Origin of the sequence: uncultured Campylobacter sp. (assembly GCF_938017705.1) — a bacterium.
GTDB lineage: Bacteria > Campylobacterota > Campylobacteria > Campylobacterales > Campylobacteraceae > Campylobacter_B.
Genome location: NZ_CALIIS010000074.1, coordinates 1 through 20592 on the forward strand (window position 1 = coordinate 1; position 20592 = coordinate 20592).

At 46.3% G+C, this 20592-nt stretch carries 17 protein-coding genes and 1 pseudogene; 9 read left to right on the forward strand and 9 right to left on the reverse strand.

Annotated features, from left to right (window positions below; translation table 11 throughout):
- Window positions 1-53 precede the first annotated feature (53 nt).
- A pseudogene (locus Q0605_RS03565) lies at window positions 54-215 on the reverse strand (M23 family peptidase); the annotation flags it as partial.
- Window positions 216-380: 165 nt separating this feature from the next.
- Between Q0605_RS03565 and Q0605_RS03570 the strand changes: the two are divergent.
- Window positions 381-824, forward strand: a complete 444-nt coding sequence (locus Q0605_RS03570; RefSeq protein WP_298704314.1) for a DNA starvation/stationary phase protection protein — start codon at window positions 381-383, stop codon at window positions 822-824.
- 529 nt (window positions 825-1353) lie between these two features.
- Here the strand turns inward: Q0605_RS03570 and Q0605_RS03575 are convergent.
- Window positions 1354-1710: a histidine triad nucleotide-binding protein gene (locus tag Q0605_RS03575; RefSeq protein WP_298704316.1), complete on the reverse strand. Its 357-nt coding sequence runs from the start codon at window positions 1708-1710 to the stop codon at window positions 1354-1356.
- 127 nt (window positions 1711-1837) lie between these two features.
- On the opposite strand from Q0605_RS03575, the gene pheS reads away from it, so the two are divergent.
- From pheS to serA, 6 genes are all read left to right on the forward strand, one after another.
- A complete protein-coding gene (gene pheS, locus Q0605_RS03580) occupies window positions 1838-2833 on the forward strand; it encodes a phenylalanine--tRNA ligase subunit alpha (RefSeq protein ID WP_298704318.1) in 996 nt (331 codons plus the stop codon).
- Window positions 2830-5160 carry a phenylalanine--tRNA ligase subunit beta gene (gene pheT, locus Q0605_RS03585; protein WP_298704320.1) on the forward strand — a complete coding sequence of 777 codons (2331 nt, stop codon included), beginning with the start codon at window positions 2830-2832 and terminating at the stop codon, window positions 5158-5160. The genes pheS and pheT overlap by 4 nt, the downstream gene beginning before the upstream one ends.
- Complete coding sequence (aroA, locus tag Q0605_RS03590; protein ID WP_298704322.1) at window positions 5157-6431, forward strand: 3-phosphoshikimate 1-carboxyvinyltransferase; 1275 nt, start codon at window positions 5157-5159, stop codon at window positions 6429-6431. Before pheT ends, aroA begins: the two co-directional genes overlap by 4 nt.
- On the forward strand, window positions 6421-7257 hold the full coding sequence (locus Q0605_RS03595) for a 4-hydroxy-3-methylbut-2-enyl diphosphate reductase (protein WP_298704324.1): 837 nt from the start codon (window positions 6421-6423) through the stop codon (window positions 7255-7257). The genes aroA and Q0605_RS03595 overlap by 11 nt, the downstream gene beginning before the upstream one ends.
- A gap of 112 nt (window positions 7258-7369) precedes the next feature.
- Window positions 7370-9037, forward strand: a complete 1668-nt coding sequence (locus tag Q0605_RS03600; RefSeq protein WP_297902399.1) for a 30S ribosomal protein S1 — start codon at window positions 7370-7372, stop codon at window positions 9035-9037.
- Window positions 9038-9093: 56 nt separating this feature from the next.
- Window positions 9094-10671, forward strand: coding sequence for a phosphoglycerate dehydrogenase (serA, locus tag Q0605_RS03605; protein ID WP_298704326.1), 1578 nt, complete (start codon window positions 9094-9096; stop codon window positions 10669-10671).
- 638 nt (window positions 10672-11309) lie between these two features.
- On the opposite strand, the gene Q0605_RS03610 is transcribed toward serA, so the two are convergent.
- The 3 genes from Q0605_RS03610 to Q0605_RS03620 all read right to left on the reverse strand — a co-directional run bounded on the left by Q0605_RS03610 (window position 11310) and on the right by Q0605_RS03620 (window position 15598).
- Complete coding sequence (locus Q0605_RS03610; protein WP_298704327.1) at window positions 11310-12260, reverse strand: DUF3137 domain-containing protein; 951 nt, start codon at window positions 12258-12260, stop codon at window positions 11310-11312.
- 242 nt (window positions 12261-12502) lie between these two features.
- Window positions 12503-14668, reverse strand: a complete 2166-nt coding sequence (locus tag Q0605_RS03615; RefSeq protein ID WP_298704329.1) for a DUF1007 family protein — start codon at window positions 14666-14668, stop codon at window positions 12503-12505.
- A gap of 3 nt (window positions 14669-14671) precedes the next feature.
- Entirely contained in the window at window positions 14672-15598 is a 927-nt protein-coding gene (locus Q0605_RS03620) for a zinc ABC transporter substrate-binding protein (RefSeq protein WP_298704331.1), read from the reverse strand.
- A gap of 113 nt (window positions 15599-15711) precedes the next feature.
- Between Q0605_RS03620 and Q0605_RS03625 the strand changes: the two genes are divergently transcribed.
- Both Q0605_RS03625 and Q0605_RS03630 read left to right on the forward strand, forming a co-directional pair.
- On the forward strand, window positions 15712-16065 hold the full coding sequence (locus Q0605_RS03625) for an HTH domain-containing protein (protein ID WP_298704333.1): 354 nt from the start codon (window positions 15712-15714) through the stop codon (window positions 16063-16065).
- A gap of 135 nt (window positions 16066-16200) precedes the next feature.
- On the forward strand, window positions 16201-16641 hold the full coding sequence (locus Q0605_RS03630) for a hypothetical protein (protein ID WP_005873131.1): 441 nt from the start codon (window positions 16201-16203) through the stop codon (window positions 16639-16641).
- Between the two features lie 867 nt (window positions 16642-17508).
- On the opposite strand, the gene Q0605_RS03635 is transcribed toward Q0605_RS03630, so the two are convergent.
- From Q0605_RS03635 to rpmB, 4 genes are all read right to left on the reverse strand, one after another.
- On the reverse strand, window positions 17509-17739 hold the full coding sequence (locus tag Q0605_RS03635; protein WP_005873127.1) for a YdcH family protein: 231 nt from the start codon (window positions 17737-17739) through the stop codon (window positions 17509-17511).
- Window positions 17740-17984: 245 nt separating this feature from the next.
- Complete coding sequence (argJ, locus tag Q0605_RS03640) at window positions 17985-19178, reverse strand: bifunctional glutamate N-acetyltransferase/amino-acid acetyltransferase ArgJ (RefSeq protein WP_298704335.1); 1194 nt, start codon at window positions 19176-19178, stop codon at window positions 17985-17987.
- Window positions 19171-20301, reverse strand: coding sequence for a potassium channel protein (locus tag Q0605_RS03645; protein WP_177387602.1), 1131 nt, complete (start codon window positions 20299-20301; stop codon window positions 19171-19173). Before Q0605_RS03645 ends, argJ begins: the two co-directional genes overlap by 8 nt.
- A gap of 18 nt (window positions 20302-20319) precedes the next feature.
- Complete coding sequence (gene rpmB / locus Q0605_RS03650; protein ID WP_040304421.1) at window positions 20320-20511, reverse strand: 50S ribosomal protein L28; 192 nt, start codon at window positions 20509-20511, stop codon at window positions 20320-20322.
- Window positions 20512-20592: the final 81 nt, after the last annotated feature.

Sequence of the window (20592 nt, forward strand, 5' to 3'; positions counted from 1 at the left end):
AAGACTGGCTGTGATCGCTCCTCTATTGTCCGTATAGAGCACGGTCAGCGGTCGATTTTAGAGCCCAGATACCTGATATATAGCGCACCCGTGACAAAAACGGTAAAAACAAATAGCACCAAATATAACGCGATCTTTTTGATGATTTGCGAAAGCAAAAAATTCCTAGAGCCGTTAAGGTCGGTTATAGTTATCATAAATTTGTTTTTCATAATGCGGCATTATAATGCAGCATAGCTGAAATTTCAAAAAAATTGTAGATAAATTTAAAAGCCATTTAATTTTAAAATTTCACTAAAAGATAAAATTTATTACTTAGTATAATTATAATTTAAGCAAATCTTGCTATAATTACAGCAATTTTAAATAAAGGAGACACAATGTCAAAAACAGTAAAACAACTAAACAAACTTCAGGCGGACGCTCATGCGTTCTTTGTTGCATTCCACGATTATCACTGGAACGTTAAAGGCTTACAATTCGCGCAGGTTCACGCTTACACCGAGGAGGCCTACGATGAGATGGGCGAGCTTTTCGACGATATGGCTGAGCGCGCGCTTCAAATAGGCGGTAAGGCTGTAACTAAAGCTAAGGATCTAATTGAGCTTTCAAAAGACGCTCCGATTAGCGTAAAGGACAGCTACGGCGTAACCGAAGTACTTGAGAACGTCAAAAAAGCCTACGAGTATTTGGTAGAAGAGTTTAAAAAGCTTCAAGAGGTAGCCGAAGCAGAGGGCGACGATACTACTTCAAATATCGCGCAGGATCACTACGGCGATTATGAAAAACGCCTATGGATGCTAAGCTCAATGCTAAGCAAATAATCCTCGTAAATCCTTTCAAAATTTTTAGGGGCGTATGCCCCTAAAACTTAAATCTACTATTTAAATTTTCAAAATTCTAAGATTATAATTTCGCGCTAAAATTTTAAATTCTGCTTGAAAACTGAAGTAGAATCGCTCATTAAAAGTAAAATTCATGTAGGTTTTAAATTTCATATCATCGAAATTTAACTTATTCGCCATGTAAAAACACAACTCTTTTTGTAAAGCCCGGTCTAATTTAAAATTTTGTCGTGTCGTTAAAATTTCTTGTCGACTTCAAATTTCATAGCCGTAAAAATTCTAAGAGCTAAGGCTTTGTAGCTAAAGAGTGGCATTTGCTAAAGATATTTATATTTCTTTTTAGCGTTTGATGATAAATTTTAGCTTGTAGTTTTACTATTTTGATTATTTTTAAAACTTCGGTGTTTATAAATGAAGCGGAATTTTAAAAATTTCAAAGAATTTCGCAAATTCCGTAAAATTTTATAATTTCACGGAATTTTAGTTTTTATAGAATTAAGCTCTAGTCTTAAAAATTCTCTTCGGTATTGCGGTCGCTGACACGGTCCCACGGTAGTTTTATTCCGCCTAGGATATGAAAGTGCAGATGCATCACCTCCTGACCCCCGTTTTCACCGCAGTTGCAAACAAGACGGTATCCGCTCTTATCAAGCCCCATTTTGCGAGTTACTTCTTGGATAAAAGCGCTCATTTTGCTCATCACTTCGGGTGGTGTTACTTGAAAGTTTTCGTAGCATTTTTTAGGGATCGCCAGGATGTGGATCGGTGCTTTTGGGTTGATGTCGTGGAATGCCAAAAATTCATCGTTCTCTAACACTTTGTTGCACGGGATTTCGCCGTTTACGATCTTTTCGAAGATGTTCATTTTAGATCCTTTATGAGGTTGAAATTTAGCCGCGATTATAGCCAAAAAATCCAAACATGCAAATTTACCTAGCTTTTATCAAATTTTAACTACAATCGCGCCATTAATTTAACCACAAGGATAGAATTTGCAAGAGATTAAAGCAAAAATCGACGCCGCATCGAGCCTAAGCGAGCTGGAAGCCGTGCGCTTGGAGCTTTTCGGCAAAAAAGGCATCATAACGGCGCTTTTTTCCGAGCTCAAATCCGCAGCGCCCGAGCAGAAAAAAGAGCTCGCCGTAAGCGCGAATGAAAAGCGTGATTATTTCAGCGAGCTCATCGCTGCAAAAAGGGCGAGCCTGGAAGCAGCAGAGCAAAAAGAGGCGATGAAAAATGAAGCGAGCGACGTCACGCTTTTTAACGAAAACGTAAGCTGCGGCGCGCTGCACCCCGTGATGGAGACGATGGATAAGATCATTGACTACTTCATCGCGCAGAATTTTAGCGTCGAAAGCGGCCCGCTTATCGAGGATGACTTCCATAATTTTGAAGCGCTAAATTTACCCAAATACCACCCGGCGCGCGATATGCAAGATACGTTTTATCTAAATGACGGGCGATTACTACGCACGCACACCAGCGGCGTTCAGATCCGCACGATGGAGAAATTTAAGTCTCCGCCGGTGCGCATGATCGCCCCAGGCGCGGTCTTTCGCCGTGATATGGATCTAACCCACACGCCGATGTTTCATCAAGTGGAAGGTCTCGTAGTCGAGCAGGGAGACCGCGTGAGCTTTGCGAATTTAAAATACGTTTTGGAGGAATTTTTGCGCTATATGTTCGGTAGCGTGCAGGTGCGCTTCCGTCCGAGCTTCTTTCCGTTTACGGAGCCGAGTACAGAGGTCGATATCAGCTGTATTTTCTGCCACGGCGAGGGATGCCGCGTCTGTAAGCAGACGGGCTGGCTCGAGGTGTTAGGCAGCGGCGTGGTCGATCCTAACGTCTTTAAAGCGGTGGGCTGGAAAAACGTCAGCGGATACGCATTCGGGCTCGGTGTGGAGAGATTTGCGATGCTGCTGCACGGTATCCCCGATCTGCGCTCGCTATTTGAAGGCGATATTAGATTATTGGAGCAGTTTAAATGATAATAACGAGAAATTGGTTGCAGGAGTGGATCGATATAAGCGAAATTTCAAGCGAAAGGCTGCTTTCTACGCTAAATTCCATCGGTCTGGAGGTTGACGCTCACGATAAAATTTCACTTCCTAAAGGCGTCGTAGTAGGACTCGTAAAAAGCAAGCGTCGTCACGAAAATTCCGATCATCTAAACATTTGCGAGGTGGATGTCGGTAAGCAGAGCTTGCAGATCGTCTGCGGCGCGAAAAATGTTGAGGCAGGGCAATATGTCGCGGTTAGCCTCGTCGGCGCCGTGCTACCTAGCGGTCTTGAGATAAAGCCTGCCAAACTTCGCGGCGTGGAGAGCTTTGGCATGATCTGTTCGGCAACCGAGCTTGGGCTTGCCAAGACGAATGACGGCATTATGGTGCTTGATAGCAGTATCGGCGAGCTCGTGCTGGGCAAGGAGCTGCGCGAGTATGAAATTTTTAACGACGATCTTATCGAGATCGAGCTTACCGCTAATCGCGGCGACTGCCTTAGCATCTTAGGCATAGCGCGCGATCTAAGCGCAGCGCTTGATTTGCCGCTAAAGGAAAAGCACGAGTTTGAAGATGCCGACGGAGCGCCTGGTATCGGTAGAATTTTAAGCGTACGTGCAAGCGATGAGGTAAGCGCTAAATTTGCTTTTCGAGCTTATGAGATCAAAGGCGAGCTGAAGTTAAATTTAAAGCAGACCTTGCGTCTTGCAAGCGTTGGTATTTTGCAAAGCTGCGCGGTGCAAAATTTCATCAACTACGCTACTCATTCTACCGGAGTGTTGCTGCGTGCTTATGATTTTGAAAAGATCGCTTCCGCAGATGGCAAAGTAGCGCTTGACATAAAGCCTATGCCAAACGGCGAGTTCGGCGTTTATGCGGGCAAGAGATTGCTTAGCGTAGCAGGGATTTGCCAAGACGCGGAGCTAAAGGCGTGTTGCAGTAGCAAAGTGGTGCTATTAGAGGCAAACTACACCGCGCCACTAATTATCGCCAAAGCAGTAAACGAAAACAAAGGCCTAAAAGGCGACGAGCATGTGTATCGCTCAAGTAGAGGCAGCGAGCCAAAGCTTAGGCTGGGGCTAGATCTGCTATTTAGATTGCTACTTAAAAATAAAGCCGTTAGCCTATATGCGGGCACACAAAAGATTTCAAACGCTTTGGAGCCGCTTATAGTGGGCTTTAGCGAAAAAGAGATAAACTCAATGATCGGCGCGCAAATTCCGCGTGATAAGATCGTAAAAATTTTAAAAAGGCTGGGCTTTGATGTGGGCGTCGAAGCCGATCTAATCACCGCCAAGGTGCCGCCTTTCCGTCACGATATCGTAAATTCTCACGACGTGTGTGAGGAGATCGTGCGTATCGTGGGCATCGATAATATCGCCGCCGCGCCGCTAAGCTTCTACGAGAAAAACCGCCTAAACGATACCTACGTAAATTTGCAAAACGGGCGCAAGCTTCGCAGCAAGGCGGCAGCGGTAGGATTTTTCGAGTGCGTGCATTATGTATTTGACGACGGGAAGGCGCTGCAAAGCTTAGGCTTTGCGCCGTGCAAGGTTAAAATTTTAAATCCGATAAACGGCGAGCTGGACGCGCTAAGACCGACGCTGATTAATCATCTGCTGGAGTCTGCTGAGCGAAATTTAAAGAATTCTCGCAGAAGCGTCAAGCTTTTTGAGCTAGGAGAGGTGTTTGATGCGGACGGCTCACAGTGCCTAAGACTGAGCTTTATCGCTAGCGGACTAAAGGCGGAGCCCTCTATCGCGGCCGGCGCAAAACCCGCTGCGGTGGATTTTTTGTATTTTGCAAATTTAATTCAAAGCGTCATCGGTAAATTTAACGTCAGGTTGCCTGGCGAAAATTTGAAATTTTTAAGCGAATTCGAGCAGGCGCAGATCGAGCAGGGCGGCGAAATAGTGGGCTTTATCGGGCGCGTGGATTACGCCGTAGAAGCAGGGCGCGATCTGGATAAAAGCTATCTGTGCGAGATCGATTTTTCCAAGCTTAAATTTGAAAATATCGTAGCGGACGCTTATTCGAAGTTCCCTAGCGTATCGCGCGATCTAAGTATTTTGGTGCCGAGCGGAATGCGTTTCGAGCAGATCAAGCAGTGCATAGACGCCCTTAAAATTGAGGCGCTAAAGGAGCTTATCCCGAGCGATCTTTACGGCGACGAAAGCCTGGGCGATTCAAAGAGCCTGACGATCAGGCTTGTATTTCAAGACCTTCAAAAAACCCTCTGCGACGAGGAAGTGGCGGGCTTTACCGATAAAATTTTAGCCGCGCTTAGCAGCGAGCTAGGACTTGGACTGCGATGAGAATTTTTGCGCAAGCGGGCCCTTTGCGAGCGGAGATTTCAAACATTGCCGCGGATAAATCGATCTCGCATCGTGCGGCGATCTTTTCGCTGCTAGCGGAGGGGACGAGTAAAATTTCAAACTATCTAGCCGCCGAGGATACGCTAAATACGCTAAAAATAGTGGAGCTTTTGGGTGCTTGCGTGCAGCGCGACGCTAGCGAAATTTTAATCACTCCGCCGGAGGTTATCAAAGAGCCTAACGTCCCGCTTGATTGCGGCAACTCTGGCACTGCAATGCGGCTATTTATGGGCTTTTTGGCGGGACGCGAGGGCTTTTTCGTGCTATGCGGCGATCGGTATCTAAGCGAGCGCCCGATGAGGCGCGTTGCGGACCCGCTTTGCAAAGTAGGCGCTAAAATTTACGGACGAGCAGGCGGCGAAAAAGCGCCGATTGCGGTGCTTGGACGCAGGCTCGGGTATTTTGAATACGCGAGTAAGATTGCGTCCGCGCAGGTAAAGACCGCTCTGATTTTAGCGGCCTTGCGCGGCAGCGGGTGTAAATTTAGCGAGCCCGAGCTTAGCCGCGATCACAGCGAGCGGATGCTAAAAGCGATGGGCGCGCAAATTTCGCGAAACGCCCTTGGGATCGAAGTCGCGCCGCTTAGCTCTCCGCTTAAACCGCTTGAAATTTTTATCCCAAACGACCCCAGCTCGGCATTTTTCTTCGCGGTCGCCGCAGCGATAATCCCTGGCTCGCGCATCGTGCTAAAAAATATGCTGCTAAACAAAACCCGCATAGAGGCGTATGAAATTTTAAAACGCATGGGCGCCGAGGTTAAATTTAATAAAACGAGCGAAATTTACGAGCAGATCGGCGATATAGAGGTTGCTTACGCGCCGCTTCACGCCGTAGAGGTGAGCGAAAATATCTCGTGGCTGATAGATGAAGCGCCTGCGCTTGCGATCGCCTTTGCCTGCGCGCAAGGAAGTAGCGTGCTTAGAAATGCCGCCGAGCTGCGCGTAAAGGAGTGCGACCGCATAAAGGTAACCTGCGAAGGGCTTCGCGCCTGCGGTATTAAGGCGCGCGAGCTACAGGACGGCTGGCAGATCGAAGGCGGCGAGGCAAACGCGGCGATCATCACGCCGTGCGGAGATCACCGCATCGCGATGAGCTTTGCGATTTTGGGCTTAAGATCGGGGATGATCATCGAAGATAGCGATTGTATCGCGACGTCGTTTCCAAATTTTGCCGCGATTTTAAGACAGATCGGGGCCGGCGTTGAAGATTGAGATGGCCAAAAGCTACGGCTTTTGCTTCGGCGTCAAGCGCGCGATCAAGATCGCAGAAAGCGCCGGCGAGGCCGCTACGATCGGCGAACTGATACATAACGCCGAAGAGATTAACCGTTTAAAGCAAAATTTCGGCGTCAAAACTCTGGAGGGCGTTAGCGAGATCAAGGACGAGCAAAAGCTCATCATCCGCACCCACGGCATCCAAAAAGACGATCTGCAAAGATTAAAGGCGCAAAATAAAGAGCTCATCGACGCTACCTGCCCCTTCGTGACCAAGCCGCAGCAGATCGTAGAAAAGATGAGCGCGGAGGGCTATGATATCGTGATCTTCGGCGATAAAAACCATCCCGAAGTAAAGGGCGTGAAATCCTACGCCAAAGGAAGAGTTTACGTAGTGCTGGAGCCTGCGGAGTTACTACAGATCAAGCTTGGGACTCGCGTCGCGCTCGTTTCGCAGACTACGAAAAAGATAGAAAGCTTTACCAAAATCGCGGATTTTTTGATGCAGCGCGCGAGGGAGCTGAGAATTTTTAATACGATTTGCAATGCGACGCTGGAAAATCAAGAAGCCGTAAAAAGCCTGTCGCAAAAGGCCGACGTGATGATAATCGTAGGCGGGAAAAATTCCTCCAACACCAAACAGCTTTTTTTAATTTCACAAAATTTTTGCAAAGACAGCTACCTTATAGAAAACGAAAGCGAGCTTGAGCGCTCGTGGTTTGAAAACAAAAGCCTCTGCGGCATCTCCGCAGGAGCCAGCACGCCCGATTGGATTATCAAAAAAGTAGTGGCGCAAATCGAAAATTTAACGCAGAATTTATAAGCCCTCTTATCAAATTTACTCTTAGAAATTTATCAAATCGAAAGCAAATTTTGGCTAGAATCGCGTATTTTAGTTCTTTTCAAAAAAGCACAAATAAATTTAAAGGAAGCATATGGCTGAGGTGAACGAGAAGGTTCAAAACCACGCAGAGGAAGATTTTGCGACATTGTTAGAGGAGTATGACGCCGGGAAGTCTCGCGACGAGGTTGTCACAGGTAAGGTTATCGCCCTTAAGGACGGCGAGGTTTTCATAGACGTAGGCAGGAAGTCGGAGGGCATTTTAGACGCCGCCGAGGTTAGCGACGAGCAAGGAAATCCGCAGGTTAATGTAGGAGATGACATCAAAGTCGCTATTATCGGAAGCAGAGGCGGTCGCCCGGTCGTATCGTATAAAAAGGCTCTAAAAAAGGAAAAAGTAAAGGCGTTCATCGACTCCTATGATGAAAACGCAGAAAATGTTTATGACGTTAAAATTCTATCGTTTAATAAGGGCGGTTTCGTTTGTGCTAACGCAGATGATGTGGAATTTTTTATGCCTCGCTCGCAAAGTGCGCTTAAAAATCCAAATGGCGCCGTCGGTAAAAATTTCAAGGTAAAGATCATTAAAGTTGATAGAGACGAACAAAGCATCGTAGTATCGCGTAAGAAGCTACTTGATGAGGATCGCAAAGCAAGCAAAGAGGCGATCGAGAAAGTAATCGCTACCGAGGGCATCATCGAAGGCGTCGTCAAAAAGATTACCACCTACGGTATGTTCGTAGACGTAGGCGGCGTGGACGGACTCGTGCACTACAGCGAAATTTCATACAAAGGCCCGGTAAATCCAAGCTCGCTTTACAAAGAGGGCGATAAGGTTCCGGTTAAGGTTATCAAATACGATAACGATAAAAAGCATCTCTCTCTTTCGATCAAAGAGGCGATGCCCGATCCTTGGAACGAGATCAAAGATAGCCTGGAAGTGGGTGATACTATCCGCGTAAAAGTAAGTAATATCGAGCCTTACGGCGCGTTTGTCGATCTTGGCAACGACATCGAGGGTTTTTTGCATATCAGCGAAATTTCGTGGGATAAAAATATCAAAAATCCGAAAGATTTCATCAGCGAGGGCGAGGAGCTTGACGTCGAGGTCGTAGAGATCAACCCTAGCGAGCGCAGATTACGCGTGAGCCTTAAAAATTTACTCACAAAGCCGTTTGACGAGTTCGTTGCTAAGCATAAAGTGGGCGACGTGCTAAAAGGCAGCGTCACTACGATTACAAACTTCGGTGCGTTTGTGAGGATCGACGGCGTAGAGGGACTTTTGCATAATGAAGACGCTTCATGGGATCGCGGCGAGAAGTGCAAAAATTTATTCAAAGTAGGCGACGAGATCGAGGTTAAGATCATCAAGATCGACAAAGATACTCAAAAAATTTCTCTAAACCACAAAGAGCTCGGCGATAGCCCGATTAGTGAATTTGCCAAGAGCCACAATCAAGGCGATGTCGTAAAAGGCAAGATCCGCGATATTAAAGAGTTCGGAATTTTTGTCGAGCTCGGAGGCGGTATAGACGCGCTTATTCGCAAGGAAGATCTTGGCAACGTAAGCGTAGATAGCCTAAAAGTGGGCGACGAGATCGAGGCTGCGATCGCCTTCATCGACGAGAAGAAAAATAGAATTCGCCTAAGCGTGCGCAGGCTGGCTCATCAGAAGGAGCGTGAGGCGCTAAACGAGATCAATAGTAACGACGACGAGAAGCAAAGCCTAGGGGATCTGATCAAAGATCAACTAAATAAATAAAACTCTTTCCGCAAGGCATCCCCGCCTTGCGGACCTACTTCAAAAGGTTAAATTTAATGAAAACTATCATAGTCTGCGACGCAATCCACAAAATCGGTTTTGATCTGCTTAAGCAAGAATCGGATGTTAAAGTAATCGACGCTACTAACGTGCCCAAGAGCGAGCTATACGGAATTTTAGGCGATGCGGACGTCGCGATCACCAGAAGCTCTACGGCGGTGGATGAGAAATTCCTTAGCGCAGGCACCAAGCTAAAAGCGATCGTGCGCGCGGGCGTGGGTGTAGATAACTGCGATATCGACGGCTGCTCCAAGCGCGGTATTATTTTGATGAACGTACCTACCGCAAACACCATCGCTGCAGTCGAAATGAGTATGTGCCATCTGCTAAATGCGGCGCGCAAATATGTAAATTCCTGCAACGATCTGAAAATTAATAGAATTTGGAAGCGCGAGAAATGGTACGGCACCGAGCTTTATAAAAAGAGCCTCGGCATCATCGGCTTTGGAAACATCGGCTCGCGCGTAGGAGTGCGCGCGCTTGCGTTTGGGATGAACGTCATCGCCTATGATCCGTATATCGAGCCTGAGAAGGCCACGAAGCTCGGAGTAAAATATACGAAGAATTTCGATGAAATTTTATCTTGCGACTTCATCACGATCCATACGCCGAAAAATCAAGAGACGATAAATATGGTAGGCGAGCCGCAAATAGCGAAGATGAAGGACGGCGTGCGCCTAATAAACTGCGCCAGAGGCGGGCTGTATAATGAAAAAGCGCTCGCAAACAATCTACGCAGCGGCAAGATCGCATATCTCGGCATCGACGTGTTCGACAAAGAGCCTGCGACTGATCATGAGCTTTTAGATATCGAAAATTTAAGCGCGACTCCGCATCTTGGCGCAAATACGCTCGAATCGCAAAGCAATATCGCCAGGGAAGCCGCAGAGCAGGCGATCAGCGCCGCACGCGGCTTGAACTATCCAAACGCTTTAAATTTGCCGCTTAAGCTCGAGGATCTGCCGCGCGGTATCGAGCCGTATATAAATTTGGTCTCGAAAATGGCCTATCTTGCGGCGCAGATCAACAAAGGCCCGATCAAATCGATCACGATCGAGGGCAGCGGCGAGGTGATGCAGTATCTAAAATCGATGCTCGTTTTTGCGATCGTCGGCGCGCTGCACGATTCTTTGGGCGATTCGCTAAATTACGTCAATGCTAAATTTCTTGCGGATGAAAAGGGGATCGAGACGAGCTTCGGCGAGCTTGCAAACAGCGTCTATAAAAGCGAGATCGCGGTAAAAATCATAACCGACGAGGCGATCTCAAACGTCGCGGGCACGGTCTTTGACGGAAGTGAGGAGCGCATCGTAAATGTCGGCGGATTTAAGACCGATTTTAAGCCGAAGGGTAAGATGATAATCTTCAAAAACACCGACGTACCGGGCGTTATCAAATCCGTAAGCACGATCTTAGCCGACGAAAACATCAATATTGCGGACTTCCGCTTAGGCAGAGGCGAGGAGGGGGACGCTTTGGCGGTCATTTTGGTCGATTCCGAAGTGCAAAAAGGTACGCTTGATAAGCTGGCGGCGCTTCAAACCTGCCTAATGGTGCGCTACGCGGCGCTTTAATCATTATCCGCTTAGGAGGCGGAATTTTAAATTTCGCCTCGTTTTAATTCTTTATAATTTGAATTTGTAATCCAGCCTATGACGGCGTTTGATGAGGCGATGCGGGAACGCGCGGCGAGGATTTTGCGAAATTTGACGTAACGTGCAGAGCCGCGCTTGCGGTACGTTGCGGTATGCGCTAGGCAGATATGCTTTAGCTCACGGCTTGTGAAAACGCCGCGAGCGCTCTAAATTTAACTCTCGCCGCGGGCTTGCTTTTAAATTTTAAATTTCGTCCTTGCAGATCTGCTTTTAAATTTCATCATCACGAGCGCCGCCGATTAAATTTTGCCGCTATGTGGGCTTGGCGCTCAAAGCCACTGTGCCACGATACAAAACGCGGTAAAATTTATTTACGAGACACGGGCGCTTTTGTTTCAAAATTTATGCGCGGCAGGTACTTCATCTCTCGCTAATCGTATTGCCCGTTTAAATTTCAGGTAGCTACCGAGAGATTGCATTGCTGATTAAATTTAGGACGGCTGCCGAGAGATTGCGCCGCTGATTAAATTTTACGTTTTGCCGAAATTATGCTTCGCCGAAAAATTCCGTTTAGCCTAAAATGAGCAGGTACAAAATTTCAGCTGTAATGCGTCCTGCTAATTTGCTAGTTTGAGTGTCTCGATTAGGCTTAAAATTTTGCGGATCTGCGTTTGGTATTCGCGCGCGAGCTCTATGCTAGCGGGCCTATCAAAAAGCGTAGTTTCGAAAAGATCGGGCGCACCGTTTAAAAATAGATATAAGCGCTCATCCATAAATACCGCGCTCAAGCTGAACTCGCCGCTCGTTTCGCGATTTATTTCGCGCAGACGCTCCATAAACGCGGGCGTTAGCAAATAGCGCGCTTCTACTTTGTCATCCGCAAACACGCGAAAATCGCGCATAAAATCCACATCGTCCATCATCTCTTTTGCGCCGAAGATCTTGGCGTTTAGCTCCCTGCTTACCACTATCGTTTTGCCCGAGGTTTTTTTCGCGAGCTCGCAGATCAGTACGTTGCCGTCAAAGTCCATATAGTTATCGTAGAATATTTTGATCAACATAATCGCCGCTATGAGCGGATTATCCGTTTTCATGTAAAACCTACCATTACTATGTACCTCGCTGAGGCTAAATTTAATCCCGCAGTACACGCCCGCAATCCGATCCTCGCTTTTGATCCTAGATTTCCTATAAATTCTAAATTTTTGAAATTCCTCTTCTTGCATGCCGGTATATGGATCGTATTTTAAACCGGCATCTATATCTTTTATTACGGCGCGGACGAATATCTCTTTATAAAATTTGTAGTAGCGAATTTTCGCTTCGCTTTCTTGACTGGCGCAATGCATAAGAAATATCCAAAAGATATGAAAAAGGATCAAGACGCTCGAAAATTCGGCAATTTCTATTAGAGGAGTGTCTGCTTTAACGCAGTTTAGAAACACTAATACGAACAGGACCGCAAAAAAGGCGGCTATACTGAGGTAGCGGTATCTATTAAAAATTTTAGCGCACGCTTTTTGCTCGATTAAAGTTTGTGAAATAGCATCTTGCAAAGAAGGCGACATATCTATCCTTGAGAAAAATTTCGCCCGTATTGTAGCAAAATTTAACGTGATTTATAAAGAGCGAATTTCGCCTCATAATTAAATAGTTGGGATCGGAGCTTAATTTACGCAGTCCGTGCGACGTAAAATTTTAAAATCTTACTATTCTGAAAACAATTCGCACCGGATTTAAAATTTAATGTATCGCGTAAGCTTATATTTCACGCGAGCCGCTTTTGTAAATTTGCGTTCAAATTTTGCGATCACAGTATCCTGAGGCTGTCTGAGATGAAATACATAAAAATCCCGAGCCCAAACATCACGAAAAGCCCCGCAAATTCGACGTAAAGCTTCAGGCTAACGAGCCGCTTCGAGCTTAGCTCGTTTGCTTTCGCGCCGAAAAGCGCGGCTAAAAATATCACGACGCTCATTCCAAAACCGATGAAAAGCGCACTCGCGACGCTAAGCGCGAAGCTTCCAAGGCTGAAAGCAAGCACGAAAATAAGGATCGTGCCGGGGCAGGGCACGAGCGCCGCCGCAAGCGCGATAAGCCACTCTCGCCCTTTCTCGCCACCGCAGGTCGCGCCGCCATTTTGCAGCGAGCGAGATGGGGGTTGACTGCTGAAATTTGCAGAATTTAGGGCCTTTTTTTGCTCGTTTTGGCTAGGCGAGTTTTCTCCCGAGTTCTCATTTAAATTTAAATCCGAATTTGACTCTGCCGCCGCCGCACCTAAATTTTTGGTATCCAAATACTGCGCGGATTCGCCGCTAGGGGTTTTAAATTTAGAAAATTTATAGCTCTTTGACGCTGCGTGAGCGGAATCCCCAGCGTTTGCAAATGCCGTATTTTTTAATCCGGCACCCGTCTCTACGGTATTTGCGGCGGAAGCGCAGGCGGCGCAAGAGCAGCCCGCATCGTGGCGGGCGCCGGATCTTACGCGGCGAGCTTTGTCGTAGATGATGAGCGCCGTTATGACGATGATCAGAAGCGCCGAAATTTTCGTGGTGATCGAGGCTGAGTTCGTGGAGACGAGGCCTGCGACGTTTTGCAGCACGAACATGCTCGCGCTTACCAAAACGAGCGCTCCTAGGACGTGCAGAAGTCCGATTTTAAGCGCAAAACCGAAGGCCTTGACGTAGCTGCCGCCATGGGCTAAGAAATAGCTCGCCGTTAGCAGCTTCGCGTGCCCCGGACCCGCCGCGTGGAAAAAGCCGTATATGAAAGAAAGTGCTAGAACCCATAGAATCGTGCTTGCGCTTGCATGCTCGCTGCTTGCGCGAAACGCCGTTTTGAGACTTTTCATAAAATCCACCGTCTTTTGCGCGATAAATCCCAGCGTAGCCTCTTTTTGTGGCTCGCTTGAAATATTGTCGCTGTCGGATGCGGCGCCGTTTTTGCTCGCGCTATTTTGCGCTAAATTTAAAGAGCTCTCCTCGAGCGGAGTCGCCAGATTTTGCGTAGAATGCGTGGAATTTAAAGAGTCGTCTCGGATCGCAGCAAAATTTTCGCCCGCGCCTTTATCTGCAGGCGCCGCAGAATTTGCGGAACCACCTTTTTCCTGCGCATCCTTTTTAGCGGCTTTATTAATCTGCGCGAGAGCATCCGAAGCGGCGATATTTTTTTGCGCCTCTACTGCAGCCTCCGAAACGATATCACCAACCGATCTTTGGTTTGATCTGCGTGCTGAGCTGGCATTCGGTTTATCTTGACCGCCTTGCGCAAGTTTATCTTCCGAGCTCGCAAGACCCTGCTCGCTAGATGCAAGAACATCCTGCGTTAAATCGGAGCTCGGCGCGCTTGAAATAGACGGTTTTTTCTCTGCAAGCTTGGGTTTTTCGCCGCTAAATTCTATAAAAGTGGCGGCTAAATTTGAATTGGGCTTCGCCACAAAGCCATTGCCGAGATCAAAGGGCTTATCGTCAACCATTTTGAAATTGAAAAATCCCTGATCGTCGTTAATGGAAATTTTAAGAACGCGGCCGTTTCGCAGCTCGAAACCGACCTCTTGATCGAACTCGAACGCAAGCCTACCCTTTTTGATGAGGCTTTTTGCGTTTTTAAAATTTCCCTTGATCTGCGTGCCTACGAGGTTGCTAAGTGCGGGCTTTGCGCTTTTCGGCGCTTGATCGTAAAATTCCGCCTCGCAAAGATAATTTTTCGGGCTTAGATAATCGGTCATCGCCTTGGTGATTTCCGCAAGCTCGCTACTTTCGAACTTGCCATTGGAATTTATGTCGTAAGTCTGCATTATAACGTCGGTGAAATTTTGAGAGAAGAGCCACGAAAAGTGCAGGCTCACGATCTTGCCGTCCTGTGCGACGGGGGCGATGCTAACGTGCGCAGTGGGCGTGTATAGGGCGCACAGAGCGCACGCAAATATCCGCGAGCTAAAGATCGCGGATAAAAGTAAAATTTTAATAAATTTCATCAACTACAAATTTTCTCCGAAAACGTCGATCGTCTTTTTCATCGTCTCATACCAATCTAGCGGCAGCTGATCGATCTCCATCACCTTTGCGCCCGTTTGCGCGGCGATAGTTTGCGCTGCCTTTTTGGAAAACTGCGGTGCGACGAAAATCACCTTGATCTTTTCCTCTTTGGCTTCCTCGATCAGCTCGGCTAAATCCGCAGGCTTAGGCTCTTTGCCCTCCACTTCGACTGCGATCTGCTCCAGGTCGTATCGATGCGCGAAATAGCCCCAAGACGGATGATAAACCATAAATTTCTTTCCCTTGACGCCCGCTAATTTCTGCTTTGCGTAAGCGTCTAGCTCGTCCAGCTTTTTAGCAAATTTATCGAAATTCGCTTCATAAATTTTAGCATTTTTAGGATACTGTTTGGTTAACGCGTCTTTAATATTTTTGGCCTGGATCTTTGCTAGCTGCGGATCGAGCCAGATATGTGGGTCTAAACCGCCGTGATGGTGATGGTGCTCGTGCGCCTCGTGGTCTTTGTCACCATGCTCATGATGCGCGTCATGATCGTGATCATCGTGATGTGCGCTATGATCATGTTCGTCGTGATGGTGATGCTCTGCCATAGCCATTTTAGTGATGCCATCTTCGGTGCGGATTATCTTCATCTTCGGATACGATGCGGCAAGCTTTGGTAGCCAGACTTCATCAAATTCTATACCGACTGCAAAATACAGATCGCTATTTTCTAACATTTTCATCTCCGAAGGCTTAGGCTCGTATGTGTGCGGATCAGCGCCTTTGCCGACCATCGTATTTACCTGCAGAGTATCGCCTGCGATCTGTTCAACAAAATACTTCGTAGGAAGTATGGTCGTGGTGACCGTAGGTTTGGCGAATGTTACGCAACTAGCTGCTAAAAGCGTGAAAATAAGCTTTTTCATAAAATTCCTTTCCAAAAAAATTGCGGAAGTATATCAAAAGCAACTTAGTTGCAACTTAATATAAATTTATCTAAATTTCGCTATCATCGCTTAAATTTTAAAAAAGGCGTAAAATGGATCCCAAAGATTTTTTAGCGAGTCACGATATCGCTCCTACAGCGCTTAGAGTGCAGATCGTGCAGATCCTAAGCGAGAAAAAATGCCCGGTAAGCTATGATGAACTAGTAGAACTAACAGGTGCGAATAAAACCACGATATATCGCAATATAGCGCTTTTGGAAGAAAAAAATTTGATAATTACCAGCGAAAATAATCATAAAAGCTTTTATGAGCTCACCGACGGCGCCAAAGCGTATTTTATCTGCGAAAGCTGCCATAAAATGGAGGAGATTTCGATGCCAGCTTTGTCACAAAAAAATGTCAAAAGTGTGCTTGTGCGAGGATTGTGCGAGAAGTGCGGCGGCTGAGGCAGGAAATTTAATAAAAAGCGCTCAAGGAAATTTGGCTAAAACGCTAGGGCAAAATTTAACCGATTTTTAACGGATTTTTATAAAACAAACGATATAATCCGAGCGTTTCATATTTTAAAAGGGAAAAATTCAGTGAATAAAAACGATACGATAAAAGCAATAGAGAAGTTTGTAAGTTCTCAAGAAATGACGATGTTCCGCCTGAAAAAGGGTATCTACGGCGATGCGATGAAAAACCTGGATCAGGTTTTTACGCCGTATAAGGAGTTTGCCGAGTTTTTCAAAAATCCCGCAAATAGGCTGCAGGAGCTGTTAGGCAACATCGCGTACGAATCGATTTTAAACTATACTGAAGCAGGGCTATCGCACTGCGAGAAGATCCACTCGATCTATTTTGTGGAATCCAAAGGATTTTTCAAAAGCGGGCTAAAGTATATCGAGCCTGATGCGACCGCGAGAGAAAGAGCCAAGAGCTATTACGACAAATTGCTGGAAAATAATGAGAAGCTTAACGAATATATCGATATCGGCTTGCAAAGGCTACATGGCTTAGAAGCGAAGGTTTTTGAGTAGGCTAGGTTAGCTTTGGGATTTGATTTGCGCGGCAAAATTCTATCGCAAATTCTTGGCGCTTAAAATTCTATGATTAAATTTCATACCTTTTACAGATTTCACTTATACTATTTAATTCCGCGTTAGCGCCGCTTTTAATTGTATATATAGCAAATAGGGTGGCTTGAGCAATTCCGTGCCGGCAGGCATTATCCGATACGATCAAAGAAATAATCTAAATTTTTAAAGCTCAACGAAGCGGGTTAAAATAAGCAAGCTTAGCTAAATTCTTTGAAGAGATTAAAGCAGGCTCTAGCATAAACTAGCGCTTGGTCGGAGTCTGCGAATTTGAAATTTCGCGGCTAGCGCGAACGGGAATTTAAAATTCTAGCGCCACTTTAGATTTCTGCGAAATGCGGAATTTTAAAAGTAGGTACTGCGCCCGCAATAAGCAAAACGCAAGATTTGAAATTTGCTAGAAAATACTCACTGCAAAGTAAAATTTAAGAGCCAGGTTGCAAGGTGATGCGGCGTAAATTTTAATTTACTCTGTAGCGCAAAACCGCATTCAGCAAGAGATATTTTCGGAAACAGAAGGGGCGATAGAGAGCCGTAACGAATTATATTTGATTGCGCTAATACTGTATTGTTTGGTATATGCAGTGATGTAGCCGATGCGTAAAAATTATTTAGCGGTGTCAATATAGTGGGGTGCGCAGTATAAATTTTAACTCGTTTTGGCGCGCTATTTTAATATCTCTATCATGCGCAGCAAATTTAAGCGATTAAACTTATTGCGATTAGAAAATTCTAAACACGGATTAAAGCTTAGCGGCGAAATTAGCCTTGCTAGCATTCTGCTGCATCTTAATTTCGCCGCAAGCAACTTTATTTATCTGCCTTTTCGGCTTTATATTGCGCTAGCAAGCTGCCTAGCTCATCTTTTATGCGAAGCTTTTCTTTCTTCATCGCATCGATCTCCAGATCGCTCATATGCACTCTGCCGGCCTGCGCGTCGGCGATCTTGTGATCCAGCTCGTCGTGCTTCTCAAATAGCGAATCAAATCGCGCGTTTTTGCCTTTTAACTCAGTGATTAAATCTCTGTATTCATGAAACATGCCTACTCCTTTGAAAAATTTATTCAAGTATATCAATAAAGCGCTTAAAACCTAATTTCAGCTATCAAATTTAGACTGAATTTCACGCATGAGATTCCAAATTTTAAGAGGTAAAATTTTAGTATTTAAAAATTTAAAACAGGCAAATTTAAATGATAAAATTTTAGGGCAGAGCTTTAAAGCCCTGCCGCTATTCGCTATTTTCGAGACGAGATTTTTATTATGAAAGAGTAAGCTGTGAATCTTTATGATCTATAATCGGCGTTGATTTTTACGTAGTCGTAGCTAAGATCGCAGCCGTATGCACTAAACTCGCCGTCTCCGAGCCCCAAATCGCACCAGATCGTAAAGCTTTTTTGCTGCATCACGGCGTGAGCCGCAGCCTCGCGCGCGGCGTCCAGCTCGCGATTTTGCGCATCATAAAGCAGCACGTCGTCGTATTTGATACGCAGCTTTTCTTCATCGCATTCGATGCCGCAGGCGCCTATGGTCGAGGCTATGCGACCCCAATTCGGATCTTCGCCGAAGATCGCCGTTTTAACAAGCGGCGAATTGCTTAGCGCCTTCGCCGCCCTGCGGGCATCCCCAGCATTTGCGGCGCCGCTTACTTTAAATCGCACCAGCTTGGTTGCGCCTTCGCCGTCTTTTACCAGCATTAGCGCAAGCTCATGCGTCAGGGCGTTTAGCGCGGAGGCGAAGGCATCCTTTTCATAGGCGCATTTAGCGCTGCTGCAGAGCATAATCGTATCGTTGGTGGAGGTGTCGCCGTCGACGCTTATGGTGTTGAAACTCTGTTCAGCCGCCTTTTGTAGCAGCTCGTCCATATCAGCGCGCGGGATTTTTGCGTCGGTTAGGATGAAGCAGAGCATAGTTGCAAGCGCAGGATTGATCATACCCGCACCCTTGCAAACGGCTGTGATGTGAAATTTCTCGCCGTTTTCTAAAGAAATTTCATACGCAAGCTCTTTTTTTATCGTATCGGTAGTCATAATGGCGGTGGCTAGGGCATCCGAGTTTCGCGCCGAGAGGTTAAAATTTTGCGCGGCGGCGATAATTTTTTCCTTTTTGAGGCGGTATCCGATGACGCCGGTCGAGCTCATGACGGGGCTTATCAGAGGGATTTTTTTGTCAAGCTCGCTAAAAATTTCATCGATATCGGCGATTCCTTGCTCCCCGGTCATCGAGTTTGCGTTTTTAGAATTTACGAGGATAAAATTTGTTTTAAGCTCCCCGCCCGCGCGCTCTTGCGCCCTTTTGAAATGCCTAATCGGTGCAGCTTGAAATTTATTGCTCGTAAAGATCGCGCTTACGGCAAAGGGCTCGTCCGCACGGATAAATCCCAGATCGTTCCCCTCCTTTTTAAAGCCGGAATTCACGCCATCAAAATAAAAGCCCTCGACATTCTGCAAGCCGCCCTCGAGCTTAGTAATTTTAAACATATCTCATCTCCTGCGGCTTGTATTTGCTGCGGATGAGTTTTTTAGTGTTGCGGATGCCCTCTGCCGTACCGATTACTAAAAATTTTACCCCAGTACCGATGAGGTAGTCGCCATCCGGCATCGGAATGAAGCGGCTGTTGGGCTCTTTGATTCCCACGACGTCGGCGTTTGTAAAATCGCGCAAGCGAGTTTCTTTTAGGCGCTTGAAGCGGATCCACGAAAAATCGGGCACCGTGATCTCCTCGATATCGATGAGTGAGTCTTTTTTATACAAAAACCGCTCCAAAATGTTTTCCATATCGGGGCGCACGCTGATTGCAGAGAGCCTTTGTGCGGCGAGTTTGGATGGTGAGACGATAGAATTTGCGCCGAGTTTTTTTAGCCTCTCGGTGTCGCTGTCATCATCGCTATTTGCCATGATGAAGTAGGGGGTGATGCGACCAAGCTCCTTTTCGTATAGGCGCACGAGCGAGATTATTGCGATATTATCGGCTAAATTTGGACTTAGCGTGATGACGGATTTTGCAGATGACAGATGCGCTTTTAGCATTGTGGTTTCTACATGCGGTTCGCCTACGATGAAATATGGATAGCGGTTTTCCTCGGCGATTTTAGCTAGAGCGGGATCGGGATCGATCACGACAAAAGGTAGATGATTTTCGCGAAACTGCTTGGCAAGCTCGGCGCAGTAGATGTTGTTGTAACAGATAATGTAGTGGTTTTTGAGCCTTGCGATGTTGTTGATCATTCGTTGCTCCCTAAGTAAATTTTGAAGTTTGCCGTTTTTTATGACCTCGACGACGACGCCCAGGCAAAACGAAAAGGTTCCAAAGCCCATGAGGATGAATAAGACGGTAAAAATTCTACCTGCGGGCGATATCGGCGCTACTTCGGTAAAGCCTACCGTCGTGAAGGTCATACCCGCCTGATAAAAGGCATCCACGAGCGAAAAGCCCGCTATAAAGACGTAGCCTAATGTGCCGATTAGCATCATCAGCACGATGGTTATCAGTGGTAAGCGAAAAGGTCGTAGCTGGTCGTAAATTTCTGTGTAGAGGTTGATGTCCGGCTTAGTCGAGCCGGACCAGTCGAGGAATCGCTTGATCTTGTCCAAAACAGACATAAATTCCTCTTTAAGAGGTTATTTTGATTGTTTTTTCATAGTTCGTAGAGTTGAGGCGGCTACTTTGATTCGTCTGGTTGAGCCGTCTTCTAGCTGAACGCGGATGGTGCGTAGATTGACCTGGAATTTCTTTTTGGTTCTGTTATTTGCGTGGCTGACGTTGTTTCCTACCATCGCACCTTTGCCGGTGATTGCGCATCTTCTTGCCATAATAAATCCTTGATGATTAAAATAAATGACGATTATATCGAAAAAATTTCAAATTATGCTTAAAATCCGCTGCGGCTTAAA

What these genes read in the sequence shown, in the direction of transcription:
- Q0605_RS03615 (WP_298704329.1), bottom strand. Translation starts at nt 14,668, where the DNA reads ATGAAATTTATTAAAATTTTACTTTTATCCGCGATCTTTAGCTCGCGG.
- rpmB (WP_040304421.1), bottom strand. Translation starts at nt 20,511, where the DNA reads ATGGCAAGAAGATGCGCAATCACCGGCAAAGGTGCGATGGTAGGAAAC.
- serA (WP_298704326.1), top strand. Translation starts at nt 9,094, where the DNA reads ATGAAAACTATCATAGTCTGCGACGCAATCCACAAAATCGGTTTTGAT.
- Q0605_RS03610 (WP_298704327.1), bottom strand. Translation starts at nt 12,260, where the DNA reads ATGTCGCCTTCTTTGCAAGATGCTATTTCACAAACTTTAATCGAGCAA.
- Q0605_RS03570 (WP_298704314.1), top strand. Translation starts at nt 381, where the DNA reads ATGTCAAAAACAGTAAAACAACTAAACAAACTTCAGGCGGACGCTCAT.
- Q0605_RS03645 (WP_177387602.1), bottom strand. Translation starts at nt 20,301, where the DNA reads ATGTCTGTTTTGGACAAGATCAAGCGATTCCTCGACTGGTCCGGCTCG.
- Q0605_RS03620 (WP_298704331.1), bottom strand. Translation starts at nt 15,598, where the DNA reads ATGAAAAAGCTTATTTTCACGCTTTTAGCAGCTAGTTGCGTAACATTC.
- pheT (WP_298704320.1), top strand. Translation starts at nt 2,830, where the DNA reads ATGATAATAACGAGAAATTGGTTGCAGGAGTGGATCGATATAAGCGAA.
- argJ (WP_298704335.1), bottom strand. Translation starts at nt 19,178, where the DNA reads ATGTTTAAAATTACTAAGCTCGAGGGCGGCTTGCAGAATGTCGAGGGC.
- aroA (WP_298704322.1), top strand. Translation starts at nt 5,157, where the DNA reads ATGAGAATTTTTGCGCAAGCGGGCCCTTTGCGAGCGGAGATTTCAAAC.
- Q0605_RS03625 (WP_298704333.1), top strand. Translation starts at nt 15,712, where the DNA reads ATGGATCCCAAAGATTTTTTAGCGAGTCACGATATCGCTCCTACAGCG.
- Q0605_RS03635 (WP_005873127.1), bottom strand. Translation starts at nt 17,739, where the DNA reads ATGTTTCATGAATACAGAGATTTAATCACTGAGTTAAAAGGCAAAAAC.
- Q0605_RS03575 (WP_298704316.1), bottom strand. Translation starts at nt 1,710, where the DNA reads ATGAACATCTTCGAAAAGATCGTAAACGGCGAAATCCCGTGCAACAAA.
- Q0605_RS03600 (WP_297902399.1), top strand. Translation starts at nt 7,370, where the DNA reads ATGGCTGAGGTGAACGAGAAGGTTCAAAACCACGCAGAGGAAGATTTT.